This window comes from Mogibacterium sp. CM50, from assembly GCF_000293155.1.
GTDB lineage: Bacteria > Bacillota > Clostridia > Peptostreptococcales > Anaerovoracaceae > Mogibacterium > Mogibacterium timidum.
The window spans coordinates 89,378-110,752 of sequence record NZ_ALNL01000044.1 but is presented as its reverse complement, the minus strand read 5'-3'; the positions used below and the strand labels follow the sequence as shown (position 1 = coordinate 110,752).

Here is a 21,375-nt window from a genome sequence, read left to right as displayed (position 1 = left end):
ATATAATTTTCAGGAGGAGATTATGGCTATCAAAGCACCAAAGGGAACTAAGGATACAATGCCGAAGGACTCGTTTAAAGTGCAATACATTGAAAGAGAGTTTGCCGAGCTGTGCCGCCGCTACGGTTTTGGCGAAGTTAGGACTCCGATGTTCGAGAGCACCGAACTGTTCAACCGCGGAGTGGGCGAGACAACAGATATCGTTCAGAAGGAAATGTACACTTTTGAGGATCTGGGTCATCGCAGCATAACCTTGAAACCGGAAGGAACATCTCCGGCTGTAAGAGCTTTTATCGAAAGTCGCGATTACGCTGAAATGCAGCCTACTAAGTATTATTACAACACTCCGTGCTTTAGATATGAGAGACCTCAGGCCGGTAGACTTAGAGAATTTCATCAGTTCGGAGTGGAGAGCTTCGGAACGCCTGACATGATGGCAGACGCAGAGGTTATAGCTCTTGCTTCGGATTTTCTGACCAAGGTCGGGATTGAGGATATCGAACTTCGCATCAACAGCGTCGGCTGCAGAGAATGCAGGCCTGTATATAGAAAGGCACTACAGGATTACCTGCAACCTTATTACGGGGAATTGTCCGAAACAAGTAAGACCAGATTTGAATCTAATCCGATGCGTATCATAGACAGCAAGGATCCACATGATCAGGAGATCGCCCAGGCTGCACCTGACATGCTTGATTACCTGTGCGATGATTGCAGAGCTGCGTTTAAGGAGCTCAAGTCAAACCTGGATGCTATGGGCATAAGGTATACGATTGATCCTGGAATTGTCCGCGGTCTGGACTACTACACAAAAACTGCGTTTGAGTTCGTAACTACCGGGATTGGTGCACAGGACACGGTGTGTGGCGGTGGCAGATATGACCATCTGGTCGAAGAAATCGGAGGACCTTCAATTCCCGGAGTTGGATTTGGATTAGGTAAGGAAAGATTGATAATCCTGATGGAACAAAAGGAATCCTTGATTGAGGATAACAATGCTCCGGATATTGCGGTTTCCTTCATAGGTGACAAAGCCAGACTGTACGCACTAGGTCTGGTACACGAGCTGAGGCAGCAGGGCGTAGCTGCGATTATAGACACTCTCAACCGCAACCTCAAGGGGCAGATGAAATACGCCAACAAATTAAAAGCCGGATATTCAGTGGTAATTGGTGATGACGAGATTGAGCACGGCGTTGTTACACTCAAGGACATGAAGAGCGGAGAGCAGAAGCAAATTAATAGCAAGGATATAACTAAGGAGATTACAAAATAATGTCTACATTACTTAAGAGAACACATATGTGTGGAGAATTACGACTGGAGGACGCAGGTAAGGACGTTGTCCTAAATGGCTGGGTTGCTAAGGCGAGAAGTCTCGGTAGTCTGGTATTTGTCGACATTAGAGATAAATCCGGAATTACTCAGGTTACTTTTAATGAAGACATACCCGAAGACCTGCTGGAAAGAGCCAAGTCTCTCCGATCAGAATACGTTATAGGAGTTACCGGTGCGGTAAAGGCGAGAGCCTCCAGGAACGCAAAGCTTCCGACAGGCGATGTCGAAGTATTTGCAAACGACTTAGTGATTTACTCTGAAGCGGATACTCCGCCGATTTACATCAGAGATGACGATAATGTAGATGAGAATTTGAGGTTAAAATACCGTTACCTGGATTTGCGCAAGAACAAAATGCAGCATAATCTCACCTTTCGCCACATACTAACCAAGCTTGCCAGAGATTATTTTGACGAGAATGGGTTTATCGAGGTTGAGACACCAATGCTCATCAAGCCTACACCTGAGGGCGCTAGGGACTACCTTGTACCGAGCAGAGTAAACCAAGGTTCGTTTTATGCACTGCCGCAGTCTCCTCAGATGTTCAAGCAGCTTCTCATGGTTTCTGGAGCTGACAGATACTTTCAGATAGTAAAGTGCTTTAGAGATGAGGATCTCCGAGCTGATAGACAGCCGGAATTCACGCAGATTGACCTCGAGATGTCATTTGCTGATTCTGAGGATGTTATGACCATGCAGGAAGGCTTCCTAAAGCGTGTCATGAAGGAACTCAAGGGTGTAAACCTTAAAGCTCCATTTCCTAGACTTACATACGCTGAAGCGATGGAGAGATATGGATCGGATAAACCTGACACTAGATTTGAAATAGAGCTCAACAAGCTAAATGATATCTTCGAAGGAAGCGAATTTAAGGTATTCCGAGATGCTCTCGCTGCAGGCGGAGATATCCGTGGCATCTCTGTTCCCGGCGGAGCAGCTGAGTTCTCACGTAAGAAGATAGATAAGCTCACAGAAGAAGCCAAGCACTACGGAGCGAAGGGTTTGCTCTGGATTAAGGTGGAGGAAGCCGGGTATGCGTCTTCCGCTAGCAAATTCCTCAGCACCGAAGAGCTTGACAAGGTTAGAGAACGCTGTAGATCCAATGTCGGCGATATCATCTTTATAGTATCCGCGGCAACGAAGGTTGTTTTCGATACTTTAGGTTGGCTCAGAAGAAAGATAGCGAGCCAACTTGGATTACTCGATGATAACAAATTCAACTTCCTTTGGGTCGTTGATTTTCCGATGTTTGAGGAGGACGAGGATGGTAATCTCAAGGCTATGCATCATCCTTTCACACAGCCTAAGCTCGATGAACTCGATAAGCTTGATGGAGATATACTGTCTCTGAACGCCGATGCTTACGATATCGTACTCAACGGAGTGGAGCTCGGTGGCGGTTCAATCAGAATCCACGATAGACAGCTGCAAGACAAAATGTTCCAGGTTCTTGGTCTTGGTGAAGAAGAACGGATGGAGAAATTCGGATTCTTTATTGAAGCTTTCAAATACGGCGCCCCACCACATGCCGGCCTTGCATACGGACTCGATAGAATGGTAATGCTGCTACTCGGCGAGAGCAGTATCCGTGAAGTAATAGCATTCCCTAAGAATGCAAACGCTGAGTGTCCTGTTTCCGGGGCACCCGGCAAGGCAGACAAGGTTCAGCTAGAAGAGCTGGGGCTTGCAATTGTTAAAGAAGATAGTAATTAGAAGATACAAAATGAGCAAGATAGCGATATTTGGCGGTACATTTGATCCCATCCATCTCGCGCACATCAGATTAGCTGAAACTGCTGTGGATGAGCTGTACCTTGATAAAGTCATATTCATGCCCAATGCCGTATCTCCGTTCAAGCTCGACGCCAAGATATCATCTGGTGCAGATCGCTGTAATATGATTGAACTTGCGATACAGGGCAATCCTCAGCTTGAGCTTACGAGGTATGAGATTGAGAAGAAAGGAATTTCATATACCTACGAGACCTTGATCGAGTTGTCCAGGATATATAGCTCTCGCTTATACTTTATCCTTGGCTACGACTCCGTGGTCGCTATAGACAAATGGCACAGAGGGGCAAATATACTTCGTGAGTTTCCACTCATTACGGCTTTACGACCGGGTACAGAAAACGAGATAGGGAAGAACAAGATACGAGAATACAGAGAACTGTATAGTGCCGAAATACACATTCTGCATATGCCGCCGATCGATTGCTCATCATCTGCGATAAGAGAGGCTTGCCGAGCGGGGAACCCTCTCACGGGACTGGTAGATGAGAAAGTCGAGGAATACATAATTGCAAACGAACTATACAAAGATTAAAGAGCTCGACGAATATCTGAGAAGGGTTTTAAAGCCTAAGCGTTACACGCATTCGCTAGGTGTCGTAGAAATGGCAGGCACGCTCGCTGAAATTTACGGAGCAGACGTGCAAAAGGCCAGATTCGCCGGACTCGTACACGATATTGCAAAATGCAATTCATGTGAGATGATGAACCGACTTATCCGCGAATACGGCGTGGAGCTGCGGTATATCAACAACCCGGAGCTTGCTCATTCCAAGGTCGGAGCAGCAATGCTCAAACAGGATTTTGATATTTGCGATGAAGATGTTCTAATGGCAGTTTCCTCGCACACCGCCGGCCGTTACGGAATGACGTTGCTTGAAGAAATTGTATACGTTGCTGATGCGATTGAAATGAACAGGACGTATGCTGAAGCTTCCGCGCTAAGAGAGCTTGCAAAACACGACATTGACAAAGCGTGCCTCGAAATTATCGATTACAGCATTGCGCTGCTTGGAAAAAGAGGCATCAAGATAGATACAGATACATACGAAGCAAAACGCTTCGTACTTGATAAAATTAACCGAAAGGAAGTGTTCATATGACAATGCAGAATAATGCAATCGAGATTGCCAAGGTTTTATCCGAGAAAAAAGCTCGCGATATCACAGTGATTAACATTGCGGAGAAGTCATCCTTCGCAGATTTCTTCATCAACGCAACTGCCGGATCTGAAAGGCAACTGAGTGCGCTGCTGGATTTCGCAGAGGATAAGGCTGCTGAGTTGGGGCTCGAAGAGAAGAGCGTTGAAGGTCTACATGGCTCAGGCTGGGTTCTAGTCGATCTGGGAGATATCATTATAAATTTATTTACTGCCGAGACAAGAGACAAGTACACTCTGGACAAGATTTGGAGCGACTGCGAAACTATATACATAGAAGAGCAAAGAGAAAAGGATGAAATATATGAGAGATAAGTATAACTTTGAAGAAATCGAAAAGAAATGGCAACAGGTGTGGTCTGACGAGCATGCCTTCAAGACTGTTGACGATGAGACAAAAGAAAAATATTATGTGCTTGAGATGTTCCCATATCCATCAGGTAAGCTACACATGGGACATGTGCGCAACTACTCAATCGGAGATGCTATAGCCAGATTCAAGAAGATGAAGGGCTACAATGTGCTGCATCCTATGGGATGGGATTCATTCGGACTGCCGGCTGAAAACGCAGCTATTAAGAACGGCATTCATCCGGCTATCTGGACTGACAGCAATATCGCTGAGATGCACAAGCAGCTGGCCGGGTTGGGCTTCAGCTATGACTGGGACAGAGAGGTCGCAACATGCAAGGACGACTATTATCGCTGGATGCAGTGGCTGTTCATACAGTTCCAGAAAAAAGGGTTGGCATACAAGAAGGAGAATCCTGTAAACTGGTGTCCTTCCTGCCGGACAGTACTTGCCAACGAGCAAGTAGTCGAAGGCTGCTGTGAGCGTTGTCACACGCCTGTAACTAAGAAGCACCTGTCGCAGTGGTATCTTAAGATTACGGATTATGCAAACAGACTTCTCGAGGAGCTCGACACTCTGGACGGATGGCCTAACAAGGTCAAACTGATGCAAAAGAATTGGATCGGAAAGTCCACGGGTGCCCAGATTAGATTTGCAATAGACGGAACGGACCGTGAGCTCGAGGTATTTACAACCAGATGTGACACAGTATACGGAGTGACCTTCATGGTTATGGCTCCTGAGCATCCATATGTAACTGAGCTGACAAAGGGAACTGAGTACGAACAGGCAACTAACGACTACATAGATGAGTGCACTCACAAGAGCGAAATAGAGAGAGTTTCGCTAACCAAGGAGAAAACGGGTGTATTTATCGGTCATTACTGTGTAAATCCGTTTAACGGCAAGAAGATTCCAATCTACATCTCCGATTACGTCATGATGGACTATGGTACCGGAGCAGTTATGGCCGTTCCGGCACACGACCAGAGAGACTTTGAGTTTGCCAGGAAATTTGGACTCGATATCGTACCGGTTGTTGACGTCGAGGATCCGGCTGTAGACCTCAACAACCTGGAGTCTGCTGCTCCTGCGGAGGGAAGGCTTATCAATTCGGGCGAGTTCAACGGTATGGATAACCTCAAGGCGATTCCCAGGATAATTGATCTTATCGAAGATAAGAGAATAGGTCAAAAGACAGTTAACTATAAGCTCAGAGACTGGCTTATCTCAAGACAGAGATACTGGGGCTGCCCAATACCTATGGTTTACTGTGAGGATTGTGGCTGGGTGCCTGAAAACGAAAAAAAACTCCCGGTCAAGCTGCCTACAGATATCGAATTCACGGGTAAGGGAGAATCTCCAATCGCTACAAGCAAGACTTTTATAGAGACAATCTGCCCGTGCTGCGGCAAGCCCGCAAGAAGAGAGATCGACACAATGGATACATTTGTTGATTCTTCCTGGTACTTCTTGAGATACTGCGATCCTAAGAATGCCGAGAAGCCGTTTGACAAGCAGAAGGCTGATTACTGGATGAACGTCGACCAGTATATCGGAGGCGTAGAACACGCAATCCTGCACCTGCTCTATGCCAGATTCTTCCAGAAGGTACTTGCAGATCTCGGTCTTGTTACCGCAACAGAGCCTTTCCGGAATCTGCTCACACAGGGAATGGTTATCAAGGACGGAGCCAAGATGAGTAAGTCGCTCGGCAACGTCGTAAGCCCCGAAGAGATTCAGAAGAAGTACGGAGCTGACACCGCCAGACTGTTTATACTTTTCGCAGCACCACCGGAAAAAGAGCTCGACTGGTCTGACGCCGGAGTTGAGGGCAGCTACAGATTCCTCAACAGAGTTTACAGACTTGTGTACGAATATGTAACCGATATCAGAGACGCCGACTCCGCAACCGGCGAACTGGTTGTATCCACCTCTGAGGACAGAGCTCTCAACTATCAGCTCAACAAGACTATCAAGAAGGTCTCTGAGGACGTTGGTGGAAGATTCAGCTTTAATACAGCTATAAGCTCAATCATGGAGCTTGTAAATGAGCTATACAAATACAAGCAGCTTGACACCGTGAACATGCCGCTTCTCGACAGAGCTGTCAAGAGCATGATACTCGTTTTGAGCCCATTCACGCCGCACATCTGCGAAGAGCTGTGGTCAGAGCTCGGGGAAGAATCTCGTGTGTTCGAAGCTGCTTGGCCTGAGTTTGATGAATCAGCTCTCGTACTTGACGAGGTTGAGATTATCGTACAAATTAACGGCAAACTTAAGGACAAGCTGACCATGTCCAAGGACGCTTCTAATGAGGAGCTTGAGAAAGCAGCTAGAAGCAGTGATAAGGTGAAGGAGGTTGTTGGTGAGCTAAGTATTGTTAAGGCCATTATAATTCCTGGCAAACTTGTTAACTTCGTTGTTAAATAAGCTCTGATGACACATAGATGACACATATGAGAATAGATAATAATAAAAATAATAATAAAAAGTTCCAGAACGATGACAAGTTAAAATCAGCAGGGACTGATAAAAGAAAGGTTGTTAAAAATAGTGCCGGAGGAGCTGCTTCGGCGCGAAGCGGCAGCTTCGCGGTCAGTGATAATTCTCGTTCCAGAGCAAAGAGCATGAGGTCACTATTGAGCAAATCATCGAGTGACCGTTCTACCGGCAATAACGAGACTCGCAAAAAACGAAACAGCAATAATAACCACAAGAACAATTCAAATAAAAGCAACAATGCCAGAGGTATTCAAAGTTCCGGGTACAATCGGAAAGCTCAGAATAACAGAAAATATAACAACGGCAGACGCTCAAAGACACCGCTTGAAACTATGCGGATCATGCCTTTAGGCGGGCTCAAGGAGATAGGCAAGAATATTACGCTTGTTGAGTACAAGGATGACATACTGATTATCGATTGCGGCTTCTCTTTCCCGGAGGATGAGATGTTTGGTATCGACGTCGTAATACCTGACTTCACATACCTCAAGGAGAACCTTGAAAAAATCCGAGGTCTTATTATCACACACGGGCACGAGGATCACATCGGAGGTGTACCGTTTCTTCTAAAGGAGATCAATATACCTGTATACGCTCCGCCTCTTGCGATGGGGTTGATCAGAAATAAGCTCAAAGAGCATGGCCTAAGCATGGATGAGCACGTTATTGACGCTGGTGCTGTATTCAATGTGGGTGCATTTAGAATAGAGGCTATCCACACTAATCACAGTATTGCGGATGCGATGGCCTATTCGATCAAATGCCCGGCAGGTCACCTCGTGCACACTGGAGACTTCAAGATTGATTATTCGCCGCTCGACGGAAAACGCATCGACCTGGCTAAGTTCGCACAACTCGGACAAGAAGGTGTTGACGTGCTGATGTGCGATAGCACTAATGTACTCAGACCGGGATATACTCCGTCAGAGAGAGTTGTTGTTGATTCGATGAACGAGATTTTCTCTAAGACGGATAAGCGTCTTATCATAGCGACATTTTCGTCCAACATATATCGCATCAAATACTTCATGGAGGCTTCCATCAAGTATGGTAGAAAAATTGCAATTTCAGGACGTTCTATGGAAAATGTTTCGACGCTTGCTCGGGAACTGGGATATCTCGACCTTCCGGAATCAGCGTTTGTAGATATCCGTAAGATTGGAAATATTCCGGATGCGAACATTACGATTATCACCACCGGAAGCCAGGGAGAGCCTATGTCGGCGTTGACAAGAATGGCAAACGATGCTCATAGGGCGGTTAAGCTCAAGAGCGGGGACACTGTCGTATTCTCATCGTCACCAATTCCCGGCAATGCAAAGGCAGTGACCAATATCGTCAACAAGCTTTACGAGAAAAAAGTTAATGTTTTTCTGTCCGACTTTGTCGATATACACGTCTCAGGTCACGCGTGCAAGGAAGAGCTTAAGTTAATCCACTCGTTGGTCAGACCGCGCTTTTTCATTCCGGCACACGGTGAATATCGTCATTTGAGAGAACATGCTCATCTAGCCGAGTCCTTGGGCATGGATAGAGGCAACATCTTCGTAATGAACAACGGAGATGCGCTGAGAATTACCGGCAAGCAAGCCAAGATAGAGCCATCTCAAGCATCCGCAGAGGATGTTCTTGTCGATGGTTACGGAGTAGGCGACGTTGGCAACGTTGTACTGAGAGACCGCAAACAGCTATCTGAATCAGGATTAATCGTAATTGCCGTATCGATAGACAGCAATTCCGGACTGCTGGCAGCTCGGCCGGAGCTGATTACTCGCGGATTTATCTATGTAAAGGAAAACATGCCGCTTATCAATGAAGCTACTGATACCGTTTACGATTCAATTGAAAAATGGAATAGTTCCGGTTCAGAAGATTATAACGCTTTGAAGGGTATTATCAAGGATGACATGAGAGGCTTCATATACAAAAAAACTCGGAGAAGTCCTGTGATTCTGCCTATAATTATGAATATTTAACATTATAAACAATCAAGTATGCAGGAGGTTATTACATGAACGTATATGCAAGCGCACATGATCTTGCAGCTGCAATAAAAGCGAGTAACGAGTATATAGATTTCGAGAGACTTCGCAAGGAGCTCGAACAGGATGCTAATCTAAGCCGGATGATAAAGGATATCGAAAAGCGTCAGATTGAAATCCAGACTAAGCAGCTTAAAGGGGAAGAGGTTGGACAGGAAGCCGTTGCTCAAATGCAGTCATTATATGCAATGATGGCATCTAACCCGAAAGCGGCCGAATACATGCAAGCCGAAGCGAGATTTGCTATAATGATGAAGGACGTATATGAGATCCTTTCGGATGTTGTCAAAGTCAATATTTAAATTTGATTTGAACATCTGTAAGTATATAAGGTAACATATACATTAGATTGATGATTTAATATAAATTGTGATATTTAAAGAAAGAGAGATTAAATATGATCAGTGCAGGAGATTTCAGAAAAGGCGTAACTTTTGAGATGAACGGCGAGCCGCATGTTGTACTCGACTTTCAGCACGTTAAGCCGGGAAAGGGTGCAGCTTTCGTAAGAACTAAGTATAGAAACATCCTTACAGGAGCGACAAGAGAAGAGGCCTTCAACCCTAACGATAAGTTCCCTAAGGCTCATATCGAGACTAAGACTATGCAGTACCTCTACAACGATGGAGAGCTCTACTACTTCATGGATCAGGAGACTTTTGATCAGGTTCCTCTAAGCGCTGATCTAGTTGAGGATGCTGTCAAGTTCATCAGAGAGAATGACACTGCTACAATCAAGTTCTACCAGGGAAATGCATTTGCGGTTGAAGCTCCGAACTTCGTAGACCTTAAGGTCATCGAGACTGAGCCGGGAGTTAAGGGCGATACGGCTACCAACGTAACAAAGGCTGCTACGGTTGAAACCGGGGCTGTTATTCAGGTCCCTATCTTTATCGAAGAGGGAGAGATGATTCAGATTGACACCAGAGATGGTGGAGAGTACCTCGGCAGATCCAAGTAATCCAAGCTCATTGGTATTACAACTATTAATTATTGAATAGACGTTTAGGTAATTGTTAGCTGATCTTGATTCGGTATCGATATTGGCTAACATTATTCCTAGTTGTGGGAGGAAATATGAAGAAATCAGCAAAGAAAGCTTTGACCATTCTTATTGTGATATTGCTCATCCTAATCGCTTTAAGTGCTACGCTTCTAATCATAAACAGACCAAAGGATAGAAACGATAACACTTTCGTAATCGTCAAGATTGAAGCAGGATCTTCGACAGACGATATCGCACGCGCACTGCACAAGAAGGGTGTTATAAGCAGTGTGTCTAAATACAAGCTTGTATCCAAGCTGTGGAGATACGACGGTAAGTATAAGGCTGGAAGCTTCTCTGTTTCTCCCAGCATGAGATCTAGTGATATAGCGCAGACAATTTCAAAAGGGGTATCCAGCACTAAGAATTTCACGATTCCTGAAGGTTATACGCTCGAACAGACAGCAAAGAAGCTTGACAAGGAAGGCATTGTCAATAAGGACAAATTCCTCGATGTAGCAAGACATGGGGATTTCAGCAAGTTTAGCTTCCTGAAGGGAGCCCAGTCAGGTGATAACCACCTTGAAGGCTATCTGTTCCCGGATACCTACGCTGTGGACTTGGATGCAGATGAAACGCAGATTATCACAACAATGCTCAATCAGTATGACAAGGTATTTACCAAGAAATACAGGGAGCGTGCCAAGGAACTCAACCTTACGGAAAATCAGATTATCATCATAGCTTCTCTTATAGAGAGAGAGTCACAGTATGACGGAGATAGAGCAAAAATCGCAAGCGTTATCTACAACAGAATCAAAGCCGGCATGCCTCTGCAGATTGACGCCACTATTCAGTACGCACTTGGGAAAACAAAGGAGAATCTGTCAATTGATGATACTAAGATTGATTCTCCATTCAACACATACACCAATAAGGGACTGCCTCCGGGGCCGATCTGCTCACCCGGCAAAGAGTCCATCAAGGCAGCGCTGTATCCCGAAGATACAGATTTTCTGTACTACGTTGTAAGTGAGAAGCTGGACGGTACACATAACTTCAGCAAGGATTACAACCAGTTCCTCAAAGATAAGGACGCATATTCAAAGGCATTAGCGGAGAAGAACAAATAATGAGCATAACCGATAAACGAATCATTGAATTCTTAGACTCATTCTATTCTCCGATCAATGGTGAATTAGCTAGGTTAAGGCAGAAATGTGAGGATGATAACGTGCCGCTCATCCTGCGCGAGACTGAAAGCTATTTAAACACATTTCTTAAGATAACCAAACCTAAAGACATCCTTGAAATAGGAACAGCATATGGTTATTCAGCGTGTTATTTTGCAACAGCATGTGAGGACTCTCACGTAACAACGATAGAGAGAGCCCCGCACATGTATAGAAACGCAGTTTCGAATATTGAAGCTATGAAGCTGAGCGACAGAATAAATGTAAGATTCGGAGATGCCAACGACATTCTTGATTCTATAATTGGTGATAATAGCCGAGACTCAGACTTTGACCTTATATTCATCGATGCTGCAAAGAGCCATTATAGGGAATTCTTTGACAGAGCGGAGAAGCTTGCTCGACCCGGTGCCAGCATTGTATGCGACAACATGCTTATCCACGGATATCTGACAGGTTCAACTGTCGATCCGGGACACAGACACCGGACAAGTGTCAAGAGAATGAAAGAATTTTTGGAGTATTTAAACGGAAGAAAGGACTTGACCATATCGTTACTGAGCTGCGGTGATGGTCTTTCAATAGTTAAATTAGATGACTAAGAAGAAAATCGAACTACTTGCTCCTGCGGGAGATCTCGAAAAGCTTAAAACCGCCATTATCTATGGTGCTGACGCCGTTTATTTCGGCGGAGAGCTGTTCAGTCTGCGCGCCGGAGCGGGTAACTTGTCTATAGATGAAATCAGAGAGGCTATGGACTTTATCCACAAGCATGAGGCAAGAGGATACATGACCATCAATATCTATCCTCATAACGAGGACATCGCACCTCTCAAATCGTACCTTGAAAAGATAAAGAATATTCCTATCGACGCTTTTCTGATTTCCGATCCGGGAGTTATGACTATCGTCAAGGGGATTATACCTGACGCTGAAATTCACATCAGCACTCAGGCAAATACGACCAACTACATGACTGCAGCCTTTTGGGTGCAGCAGATGGGAGCTAGTCGTATCGTAGCTGCCAGAGAGATGAACCTCGAGGAGCTTCGTCAAATGAAGGAAATACTCCCTCCCGAGACTGAAATTGAAGCCTTTGTTCACGGCGCAATGTGTATGTCATATTCCGGACGATGTCTGCTTAGCAACTTTATGGTTGGACGAGATGCTAATCGCGGTGCGTGCACACATCCTTGTCGCTGGCAATACTCTCTAGTTGAAGAGAAGAGACCTGGTGAATACTACCCGGTTGAGGAGGACGAGCGCGGCAGCTATATCATGAACTCCAGAGACCTATGCATGTTGGACAAGCTTCCTGACCTTATTGAGGCAGGCATATACTCACTCAAGATTGAAGGTCGAATGAAGAGCTCCTTCTACGTTGCTACTGTCGTTTCTGCGTACAGGGCTGCACTTGATGCGTATATGGAGGATCCGGAGCACTACGAGTTCCAGGAGAAGTGGTTTGATGAACTATGCAAGGCCAGTCACCGTGACTTCTATCATGGCTTCTATTATTCCAAGCCGGATAGCTCCGCACAGAATTACGTAAGCAGCGACTACACAAGGGAGTATTCATTTATCGGAGTGGTCAAGGAATGCGAAACGGACACCGGCCTTACTGTCGTTGAGCAGCGCAACAAGTTCTGTGTGGGAGATGAGATCGAAGTCTTTGGACCTCGCACAGAGTACACTGATGAGATTGTACGCGAGATGTACGATGAGGACGACAAGCCCATCGGAGCTGCACCTCATCCACAGCAGACAGTCAAGGTAAAGCTTAGCAAGACCTATCCGGCCGAGTTTATTCTCAGAAAGAAAAAATAGTGTATCGGTAAATTACCGGTAGTTAGTGTAAAGTTTTTGTTGGCATGAGAAGATAAAAAATAAAAAAAGGAAGTCTGAACTTCCCAGATATACAGCAATTCTTTAATTTAAAACTAAAATGAATTGTAAGCTTTAATAGGCTGGATTATACTGATAAAAAGGGACGCTGAAAATACTAGAATTAAGTAAGGAGCATACTATGTCACCTGACCCCGTGAGTTGGCCCATATACATACTGATACTGCTGATAGTGATGGTTTCCAACGGATTGGTATCCGCTGCGCTCAATGCGCTCGACTCTGTCGACAGGAACAAGCTCAACGAGATAGAAGAAGACGATCCGAACAACAAAAGAGCAGAACTCGTCCATAGCTATATTAAAAAGCCATCCAGATATCACTATCCAGACAGGCTGTTTATGTATTCGATGTCCATCGTTGCTATCGTGATATTTAATTTCGGATTCTGCTTCAAGCTCTACTCGTATCGGTTATTGCCAATCGCAGCCAATGTGATATTTGCGATATTTTACATCGCCTGGGCGGATATATTGCCTAAGAAGCTTTCCGCACAAGCTGCGGAGGCGTATGCGCTTAGGCTCGCAAGGCTGCAGCGAGTTATCTGCATAGTGCTGCTGCCTATAACCAAGCTTTGTGTCGGTATTGCCAACATCATTCTTCTCATTCTAAGAAAGGATCTCGATGTTGATGACGCGCAGTTTTCCGAGGACCACGTCAGATCGATGCTCGACAAGGGACAGGAAAGCGGTGAACTCAAGGAAGAGGGCAGGCGTATGATTGACTCTATTTTCGAGTTTGATGATCTGCTAGCCTACGAGATCATGACGCCAAGAACGGATGTCTTCATGATTGACCTCGAGGATGATAAAGACGAATACTTTGAAGAGCTGATGGAGCTCCGACATTCCAGAATACCTGTCTGCGAGGGTGACACGGACAATATCATAGGTATTCTCCATATCAAGGACTATCTACTCAAGGGTGCAACTGACGGCTTTGACAGCATCGATATCAAGGAGATACTCAGAGCCCCTTACCTTGTGCCTGAGACAAAAAATATCGACTCACTGTTCGTCGAGCTTCAAAAGACAAAGCAGCATTTATCTATACTTATAGATGAATACGGCGGCTTTAGCGGAATCGTCTCGATCGAGGATATCATCGAGCAGATTGTCGGAGACATTGACGATGAGTTCGATGATGAGGATCGTATAATCGAGAAGGTTTCGGATAACGAGTATATTGTGGATGGAAATGTGTATTTGGATGACCTCGATGAAGAGACCGGAATTGAACTTGAATCAGAGAACAGCGAAACTGTCGGTGGATTTATCATCGATTACATCGGTGAGATTCCTAAGGAGAATTCAACATATAAGCCGATCCGCTATGAGAATATCATTTTTCAGATATTGGAGGTTAAGGATAGACGCATTGAGAAGGTGCGCATCTCTATAGATGAAACAGATACAGAGATTGAAAAAGGAGATGATTCTGATGAGTAATATCGATACGAGCAGCGGCAATATCATGATTGAGGATCAGGTGATTGTCGGTTATGTCACGGAAGAAGTTCAGAAAATTGAAGGCGTAAGTCGCATGCTTTCCAGTATCTCGGATAGCTTTTCAAAGAATATACTCGGCAGAGACAGCGGTATGAATGGCGTTCGTATCACTCGCGACGGCAACAACATCACGATTAACATTCATATAATCGTGTACTACGGCATAAATATTCCCAAGATTTCGTATGAAATTCAGGGCGCTGTAAAGCAAACAGTAGAGGAATACACGGGGCTTACCGTAGACGCAGTTAATATCGGGATTGAAGGCATCGATAGGGAGAAATAGCTTTAATGAACAGAAGAATAATAAGAGAAAATATAATGCAGCTCGTATACCAGATGGACGTCTCGGATAACTTCGATTACGAAAAGCATAGCTGTGTTGAGGAGGCCGAAAAGGCGCTTAGACAGAAGCAAGCGATAGAGACCCTTGAAGCGATTCGCGACCACATCGCAGACATCGACCGCCTTATCGCCGATAACATCGACCACTGGGATATCAAGAGATTGCCTAAAGCTGACCTGGCGATACTCAGAACAGCACTCGCAGAGATGATTTATATCAATACGATTCCTGCAAATGTCTCCATCAACGAGGCGGTAGAGCTCGGCAAGACATATGGTGACGACCGTTCTTACGCTTTTATTAATTCCGTGCTCGGTAAGATCAACAGGCAGTTACATGAACAACGGCAGATATAGTCTAGGCATTGACACATCAAACTACAAAACGTCTGTCGCGGTGACAGATGAAAAGAACAATATAATATTTAGTAAATCTGAATTTCTGGAGGTTGAGCATGGCGCGCGCGGACTCAGACAGTCTGTCGCTTTCTTTAAGCACGTTAATGTTCTGCCTTCATTTATTGATGACGCACTTTCCGCTGTTAATCCTGATGAGATTGGCTGCATTGCTGTATCTGAAGCTCCACGCCGATTAGCCGGATCATATATGCCGGTATTCGCGGCAGGAGTGGACGCGGCCAGACTTATAAGCTCCAGCCTTCAGATACCGCTGTTCAAATTTTCTCATCAGGAAGGTCATGTGTCTGCTGTGCTTCATTCTTTTCCTGATGAGAGATTAGATGGTAAAATACTATTTTTTCATCTTAGCGGAGGTACTACTGAGGCGCTGCTGACAGAAATCGAAGACTCACACTACAACCTGCAGATAATCGGAGGAACCAGAGATATAAGTGTCGGTCAGCTTCTGGATAGGACAGGTGTTGCACTCGGCTATGATTTTCCGGCAGGAAGATATCTGGATAATCTGTCATGTGACAGAGGCTATGACGGTTCAAGACTGCTAAGCAAAATCAAAGTGACAGACGGCTGGTTCAATCTGTCAGGTACAGAGTTTCAGGTTATGAAGTCCATTGCGGATTCTGGCGACGAAGTCGTGCCCGAATTGCTGGAGCGGATAAGCATCCTTCTCTGTGATGCCGCGTGCATGCTTGCCGATAAATTTGCAATCGACAGAGTCTATATGGCCGGAGGAGTTTCCTCCAGTCAATATTTTAGAATGAGGAGTAGAGCTTTAAATGCTCACGAGAGATTTGAAATGCGCTTTGGGCTTCCCGAATTATCCGGTGATAATGCTGCAGGCATTGCATTGCTCGGAGGAAGGGCATTGTGCGAGAAGGGGAATAGATGAATCCATTTTCAATAACACAATTTAACGAATACGTAGCGAGGAAACTTAACAGCGACATCAACCTCAGAAACATCCCCTTGACAGGTGAGGTTTCCGGAGTTTCGATGAGCAATGGACACATGTATTTTTCCCTAAAGGACGAAAACAGTGTTCTGCGTGCAGTCGTATGGAGAAACAATATTTCTAGAATCGACACATCACTTATCACAAATGGTAGTAAAATAGTTGCGTTAGGCGACATGAGTGCCTATGCCCGCGGAGGCAGCTACTCTTTCTCTGTTCGCATGGTCGAAAGCTTCGGAGAAGGTGATCTTGCAAAGGAATACAACAGAGTCAAGAAACTCCTCGAATCAGAAGGTCTGTTCTCCCGAGAGCACAAGAAGCAAATTCCCCAATTTGCTAAACGCATCGGAGTTGTAACATCTGATACAGGAGCTGCCGTAGAGGATATCAAGAAGATCATTACCGACAAAAACGATTACGCTGATATTCTTATATTTCCAACACTCGTGCAGGGTATTGGTGCACCGGCCAGCATTATCAGCAGCATTAAATTAGCTAACGAGATCAGCCTCGGCGGCACGAAGATAGATGTGCTTATAGTCGGACGTGGTGGTGGTTCCGCTGAAGATCTTGCCGCTTTTAACGATGAAGGTGTTGCAAGGGCTATATTTGCATCAGAGATTCCCGTCATCAGCGCTGTCGGCCATGAGTCGGATGTATCTATCTCCGATTGGGTCGCTGATGCAAGAGCAGAGACACCTACTGCCGCAGCCGATATGGCTGCAATCAACACGTTTGAACTTCGAGAGCAGATTGAACACAATAAGCTCGAGCTCAGAAAATCGATCGACTACAAGATCAAAACTGAACGCAACAACATCAAGCTTCAGAGAGATCACCTCGTGCACGTCATGAACAGCAAAATTCGCGAGATGAGATTAAGCGTGGATAAGGCGGTTATAACCCTTAATGCAAACAATCCGAGAAATATTCTCAACAAGGGATACTCACTGGTGACCAAGGATGGGCAAGTGGTCGGAGAAGCGGCAAAGATCGCTATAGGAGAGATTTATACGGTAACGATGACCGATGGCTCTTTTGAAGCCGAAGCTATCGGTAAAACACAAATTTAAGGCAAATACATACTCGAATTCATGAGGTGAGAGAAAAATGACACAAGCAACAGAAAAGACATTTATGGAGGCTTACCGGAGCTTAGTAGACGCTGCAACCAACATAACCAAACAGACCACGTCCATAGACGATTCTCTCAGACTGTTTGATGAGGGTATGAAGGATGCAGAGCGCTGCACCAAGATGCTCGACGAAGCGGAACAAAAAATCGAAATTTACACCAAGGAAGGCAAGTAGAGGTCACCATGCACAGTTACGATGAATATAAAGCGATAATAGAACAGCATCTGCTAGACTACATTCCGAAAATTGATATCAAAGCCAGAACGCTTTTCGATTCTATGAAATACAGCGTGATGAGCGGCGGTAAAAGACTGCGCCCTGTTATGCTTCTCGCTGCATGTGAGTTTTCAGGCGGAGACATCTACGAGGCTCTGCCATTCGCTTGCGCTCTTGAATACATACACACTTATTCTCTAATCCATGACGACCTGCCGGCGATGGATAACGACGACCTTCGCAGGGGGAATCCAACTAACCACAAGGTATTTGGCGAGGATATCGCTGTTCTCGGGGGAGATGCTCTGCTCAACACTGCTATGGAAGTGATGTTCAGAGATTTAACTTACTTCTTCGATGACTCAGAGAAGCTCAAGCGTCACAGCTGTGCCGGTCTCACCATTGCAAAGGCGGCTGGTGTTACCGGCATGATTGCAGGCCAGGTGGTAGATGTAGAGAACGGCATGGATGATTGCTCACAGGAGTTCGTTGACTTCATCGAGGAAAACAAAACAGGAGCTCTTATTGCTGCACCTGTTATTGCCGGCTTGGGAATCGGAGGGGCGGACAAAGAAATGATAGATGCATTCACAGTATATTCCAGATGCATCGGCAAAGCATTTCAGATCTCAGATGACATATTGGATATGACCGGCTCAGTTGACGAACTGGGCAAGACTCCCGGCAAGGACTCGCATCATGAAAGGGCTAATTTTGCCTTAGTCAACGGAATTGACAGCGCTCGGGCTGAACTTCACACGCTCACGATGTCGGCAATTGAGTCTATTGAGAAATACGAGTCACCCGATAAAAAATTCTTTACAGATCTGGCAATTAAGCTAGAAAAAAGGAGAGCTTGATGAAATACGATCTTGAACATGAAGATCTAATATCAATAATTAAGAATACAGACGAGCACGACTTAGGTGATCTCTGCCATGATATCAGAGAGTTTTTGATACAGAAAATCTCTAGGACAGGCGGCCATCTCGCATCAAATCTCGGTGTTGTTGAACTAACGATAGCGATGCACAAGGCGTACGACAGCCCTAATGACAAGCTTATTTACGATGTCGGACATCAGACCTACGTGCACAAGATTATAACAGGTCGAGCAGGCGAATTCGACACACTGCGCAAGTTCAAGGGGCTCAGCGGATTCCCTAAATCCTATGAAAGCGTGCACGACGCATATGATACCGGTCACAGCAGCACTTCTCTAGGTGCGGCAGCTGGGTATGCAGTCGCTCGTGACCTCCGAGGCGAGGATAATAATGTAGTAGCTCTAATCGGAGACGGTGCGATGACTGGAGGACTCGTGTATGAGGCTCTCAACAACATCGGCTCGAGCAGACTCAATATCAAAATTATCCTTAATGATAACGGTATGTCTATTGCCCACAACGTCGGTGCCATGTCCAAGCACCTGCAAAGACTTCGCAGCTCGTCAAACTATATCAACGCTAAGAAATCCATCCGCACTTCGCTCGATAATGTTCCGTTAATAGGCAAATCTATTTCGAAGGGAATCAGCAGGACTAAGTCGAGGATTAAACTGTCAGTGCTCGACCAGCAGGGAATTATCTTTGAAGAGCTGGGTATCAAGTATATCGGTCCGGTTGACGGATATGATATTCCTAAACTTCTGGGGGCATTCAGAGCCGCAAATGCAGTTGACGGTCCTACGCTCGTGCACGTAATAACCAAGAAGGGACAAGGTTACTCTTGGTCTGAAAAATACCCGAGGAAGTTCCACGGAGTTGGTCCGTTCAATATAAGTAACGGTAATTTATTATCGTCTGATTGCGTTTCAAAGCCGGTTTCGTTCTCTGAAGTTTTCGGCAACAAGCTGCTCGATCTGGCCAGACAGGATGACAGAATAGTGGCCATAACCGCTGCAATGGGAACGGCTACAGGACTGGGCCCATTTTACGAAGCCTTTCCGGATAGATTCTTTGATGTCGGAATTGCCGAACAGCATGCAGTCCTCTTCGCTGCCGGCCTTGCTAAGGCGGGGATGATCCCTGTTGCACCGATTTATTCATCCTTTCTGCAGAGAGCCTACGATCAGCTAATCGAGGATGTCTGTATCCAGAACCAACACGTTATCTTTGGAGTAGATAGAGCCGGCTTAGTCGGAGCGGACGGAGAAACACACCATGGAGCTTTTGATTTGAGCTATCTATCAAGCATTCCTAACATGACAGTCTTGGCTCCTGCGGATGGAACGCAGCTTGAAGAAATGCTCGATTACGCTATAAATGAAATGAATTCTCCAGTAGCAATACGCTACCCCAGAGGATCGTCGAAGTTTAAACACCTCAAGCTAAGGCCATTTGCGGGAAAAAACATCGGGCTGTCCAAGGGCAGTGACGTCACAATTCTTGCTGTCGGCAGCATGCTAGATACAGCACTTGAAGCTGCAAGAGCACTTATGGCAGAGGGATACAGCGTGGGCGTGACGAGCATCGGAGTGGTAGCTCCATTTGAAGAAGCTTTAACGGAAATCAACACCGAGCTGGTTGTAACCATCGAGGACAATATGAAGCGAGGCGGATTTGGAGAGAACTTTGCCGCTGCCGCAATTACTTGCGGTCACAGCTACGGAGTTATCAATATAGCTATTCCTGATGAATTTGTAGGACATGGATCTATTGAACGGCTGCGAGATGAGTGCGGCATGATGCCGGACGATATTGTGAAAGGAGCAATTGAGTATTTTGAAAGAAAGGCTTGATGTCATACTTGTAAATAAAGGACTGGCTCCTTCCAGAGACAATGCCAAGAGGACCATTATGGCCGGCCTCGTTACTGTAGATGGAGTAGTTGAGACCAAATCGGGTCAGAAGTTCAACGTTGACAGTGAGTTCGCAGTCAAGGAGAAGCTGCTTAAATACGTGAGCCGCGGCGGGATCAAGCTCGAAAAGGCAATTGATTCGTTTGGAATTGATCTTGCAAATTGCTATACTGTCGATATGGGCGCGTCAACGGGCGGATTTACCGATTGCATGCTTATGAATGGTGCAGTAAAGGTCTATGCCTTGGATGTTGGATACGGCCAGCTGGACTACAAGTTGAGAGTGGACTCTCGTGTAATCAACATGGAGAAGACCAATATCCGTTATCTGGATATGAATCTGATAGCGAAGCCCATCGACTTCATTTCGATCGATGTTTCGTTCATCTCACTGAGACATATGTTTCCGGTTGCATCTGCCTTGCTGAAGGATGACGGGGCTGTTATGTGCCTTATCAAACCGCAGTTTGAAGCCGGCAGGGAACAGGTTGGGAAGAAGGGAATCGTAAGAGACGACAGAGTACATTTAGATGTTATAGAGAAGGTTATCGGGTATGCTGCACTTGAGGGATTATATCCGCATGGCTTGGATTATTCCCCGGTCAAGGGCACAAAAGGCAATATCGAATATTTGCTATATCTCAAGAAGAGCGAATCAGACTCGGACATTTCACCACGGGAAGTCGTCGCAAGAGCGCATAGCGAATTAGACGATTAGAATTTATAGGGGG

The 21,375-nt window shown here is 45.5% G+C and carries 21 protein-coding genes; all 21 read left to right on the top strand.

From position 1 onward, the window contains the following. Positions 1–22 precede the first annotated feature (22 nt). The 21 genes from hisS to HMPREF1152_RS07800 all read left to right on the top strand — a co-directional run bounded on the left by hisS (position 23) and on the right by HMPREF1152_RS07800 (position 21,362). Positions 23–1,276: a histidine--tRNA ligase gene (gene hisS, locus HMPREF1152_RS07900; RefSeq protein WP_009644604.1), complete on the top strand. Its 1,254-nt coding sequence runs from the start codon at positions 23–25 to the stop codon at positions 1,274–1,276. After that, positions 1,276–3,051 carry an aspartate--tRNA ligase gene (aspS, locus tag HMPREF1152_RS07895; protein ID WP_009644781.1) on the top strand — a complete coding sequence of 592 codons (1,776 nt, stop codon included), beginning with the start codon at positions 1,276–1,278 and terminating at the stop codon, positions 3,049–3,051. Before hisS ends, aspS begins: the two co-directional genes overlap by 1 nt. A 10-nt stretch (positions 3,052–3,061) precedes the next feature. Next, complete coding sequence (gene nadD / locus HMPREF1152_RS07890; protein ID WP_009644722.1) at positions 3,062–3,664, top strand: nicotinate-nucleotide adenylyltransferase; 603 nt, start codon at positions 3,062–3,064, stop codon at positions 3,662–3,664. Continuing rightward, complete coding sequence (yqeK, locus tag HMPREF1152_RS07885) at positions 3,639–4,232, top strand: bis(5'-nucleosyl)-tetraphosphatase (symmetrical) YqeK (protein WP_050992657.1); 594 nt, start codon at positions 3,639–3,641, stop codon at positions 4,230–4,232. Before nadD ends, yqeK begins: the two co-directional genes overlap by 26 nt. Beyond that, positions 4,229–4,603: a ribosome silencing factor gene (rsfS, locus tag HMPREF1152_RS07880; RefSeq protein ID WP_009644613.1), complete on the top strand. Its 375-nt coding sequence runs from the start codon at positions 4,229–4,231 to the stop codon at positions 4,601–4,603. Before yqeK ends, rsfS begins: the two co-directional genes overlap by 4 nt. After that, on the top strand, positions 4,593–7,073 hold the full coding sequence (gene leuS, locus HMPREF1152_RS07875; RefSeq protein ID WP_009644682.1) for a leucine--tRNA ligase: 2,481 nt from the start codon (positions 4,593–4,595) through the stop codon (positions 7,071–7,073). The genes rsfS and leuS overlap by 11 nt, the downstream gene beginning before the upstream one ends. 26 nt (positions 7,074–7,099) lie before the next feature. After that, on the top strand, positions 7,100–9,121 hold the full coding sequence (locus tag HMPREF1152_RS07870) for a ribonuclease J (RefSeq protein WP_330368136.1): 2,022 nt from the start codon (positions 7,100–7,102) through the stop codon (positions 9,119–9,121). Positions 9,122–9,156: 35 nt separating this feature from the next. Continuing rightward, entirely contained in the window at positions 9,157–9,489 is a 333-nt protein-coding gene (locus HMPREF1152_RS07865) for a YlbF family regulator (RefSeq protein ID WP_009644756.1), read from the top strand. 95 nt (positions 9,490–9,584) lie between these two features. Next, complete coding sequence (efp, locus tag HMPREF1152_RS07860) at positions 9,585–10,148, top strand: elongation factor P (protein WP_009644688.1); 564 nt, start codon at positions 9,585–9,587, stop codon at positions 10,146–10,148. A gap of 116 nt (positions 10,149–10,264) precedes the next feature. After that, positions 10,265–11,305 (top strand): endolytic transglycosylase MltG, encoded by a 1,041-nt coding sequence (mltG, locus tag HMPREF1152_RS07855; RefSeq protein ID WP_009644640.1) that lies wholly within the window; start codon positions 10,265–10,267, stop codon positions 11,303–11,305. After that, a complete protein-coding gene (locus HMPREF1152_RS07850) occupies positions 11,305–11,967 on the top strand; it encodes an O-methyltransferase (protein ID WP_009644784.1) in 663 nt (220 codons plus the stop codon). The genes mltG and HMPREF1152_RS07850 overlap by 1 nt, the downstream gene beginning before the upstream one ends. Further along, positions 11,960–13,192 carry a peptidase U32 family protein gene (locus tag HMPREF1152_RS07845; protein ID WP_009644828.1) on the top strand — a complete coding sequence of 411 codons (1,233 nt, stop codon included), beginning with the start codon at positions 11,960–11,962 and terminating at the stop codon, positions 13,190–13,192. Before HMPREF1152_RS07850 ends, HMPREF1152_RS07845 begins: the two co-directional genes overlap by 8 nt. A gap of 199 nt (positions 13,193–13,391) precedes the next feature. Next, complete coding sequence (locus tag HMPREF1152_RS07840; protein WP_009644740.1) at positions 13,392–14,717, top strand: hemolysin family protein; 1,326 nt, start codon at positions 13,392–13,394, stop codon at positions 14,715–14,717. After that, on the top strand, positions 14,710–15,063 hold the full coding sequence (locus tag HMPREF1152_RS09095) for an Asp23/Gls24 family envelope stress response protein (RefSeq protein WP_009644697.1): 354 nt from the start codon (positions 14,710–14,712) through the stop codon (positions 15,061–15,063). Before HMPREF1152_RS07840 ends, HMPREF1152_RS09095 begins: the two co-directional genes overlap by 8 nt. A 5-nt stretch (positions 15,064–15,068) precedes the next feature. Then, positions 15,069–15,479 (top strand): transcription antitermination factor NusB, encoded by a 411-nt coding sequence (nusB, locus tag HMPREF1152_RS07830; protein ID WP_009644823.1) that lies wholly within the window; start codon positions 15,069–15,071, stop codon positions 15,477–15,479. Continuing rightward, entirely contained in the window at positions 15,460–16,431 is a 972-nt protein-coding gene (locus tag HMPREF1152_RS07825) for a peptidase M22 (RefSeq protein WP_009644732.1), read from the top strand. The genes nusB and HMPREF1152_RS07825 overlap by 20 nt, the downstream gene beginning before the upstream one ends. Further along, positions 16,428–17,567 carry an exodeoxyribonuclease VII large subunit gene (gene xseA, locus HMPREF1152_RS07820; RefSeq protein WP_009644777.1) on the top strand — a complete coding sequence of 380 codons (1,140 nt, stop codon included), beginning with the start codon at positions 16,428–16,430 and terminating at the stop codon, positions 17,565–17,567. Before HMPREF1152_RS07825 ends, xseA begins: the two co-directional genes overlap by 4 nt. Before the next feature lie 37 nt (positions 17,568–17,604). Further along, a complete protein-coding gene (gene xseB / locus HMPREF1152_RS07815; RefSeq protein WP_009644792.1) occupies positions 17,605–17,805 on the top strand; it encodes an exodeoxyribonuclease VII small subunit in 201 nt (66 codons plus the stop codon). 8 nt (positions 17,806–17,813) lie between these two features. Next, positions 17,814–18,707 (top strand): polyprenyl synthetase family protein, encoded by an 894-nt coding sequence (locus tag HMPREF1152_RS07810; protein WP_009644619.1) that lies wholly within the window; start codon positions 17,814–17,816, stop codon positions 18,705–18,707. Then, positions 18,707–20,584 carry a 1-deoxy-D-xylulose-5-phosphate synthase gene (dxs, locus tag HMPREF1152_RS07805; RefSeq protein WP_009644747.1) on the top strand — a complete coding sequence of 626 codons (1,878 nt, stop codon included), beginning with the start codon at positions 18,707–18,709 and terminating at the stop codon, positions 20,582–20,584. Before HMPREF1152_RS07810 ends, dxs begins: the two co-directional genes overlap by 1 nt. Next, positions 20,568–21,362 (top strand): TlyA family RNA methyltransferase, encoded by a 795-nt coding sequence (locus HMPREF1152_RS07800; RefSeq protein ID WP_036381521.1) that lies wholly within the window; start codon positions 20,568–20,570, stop codon positions 21,360–21,362. The genes dxs and HMPREF1152_RS07800 overlap by 17 nt, the downstream gene beginning before the upstream one ends. The last annotated feature ends 13 nt before the right edge of the window (positions 21,363–21,375 follow it).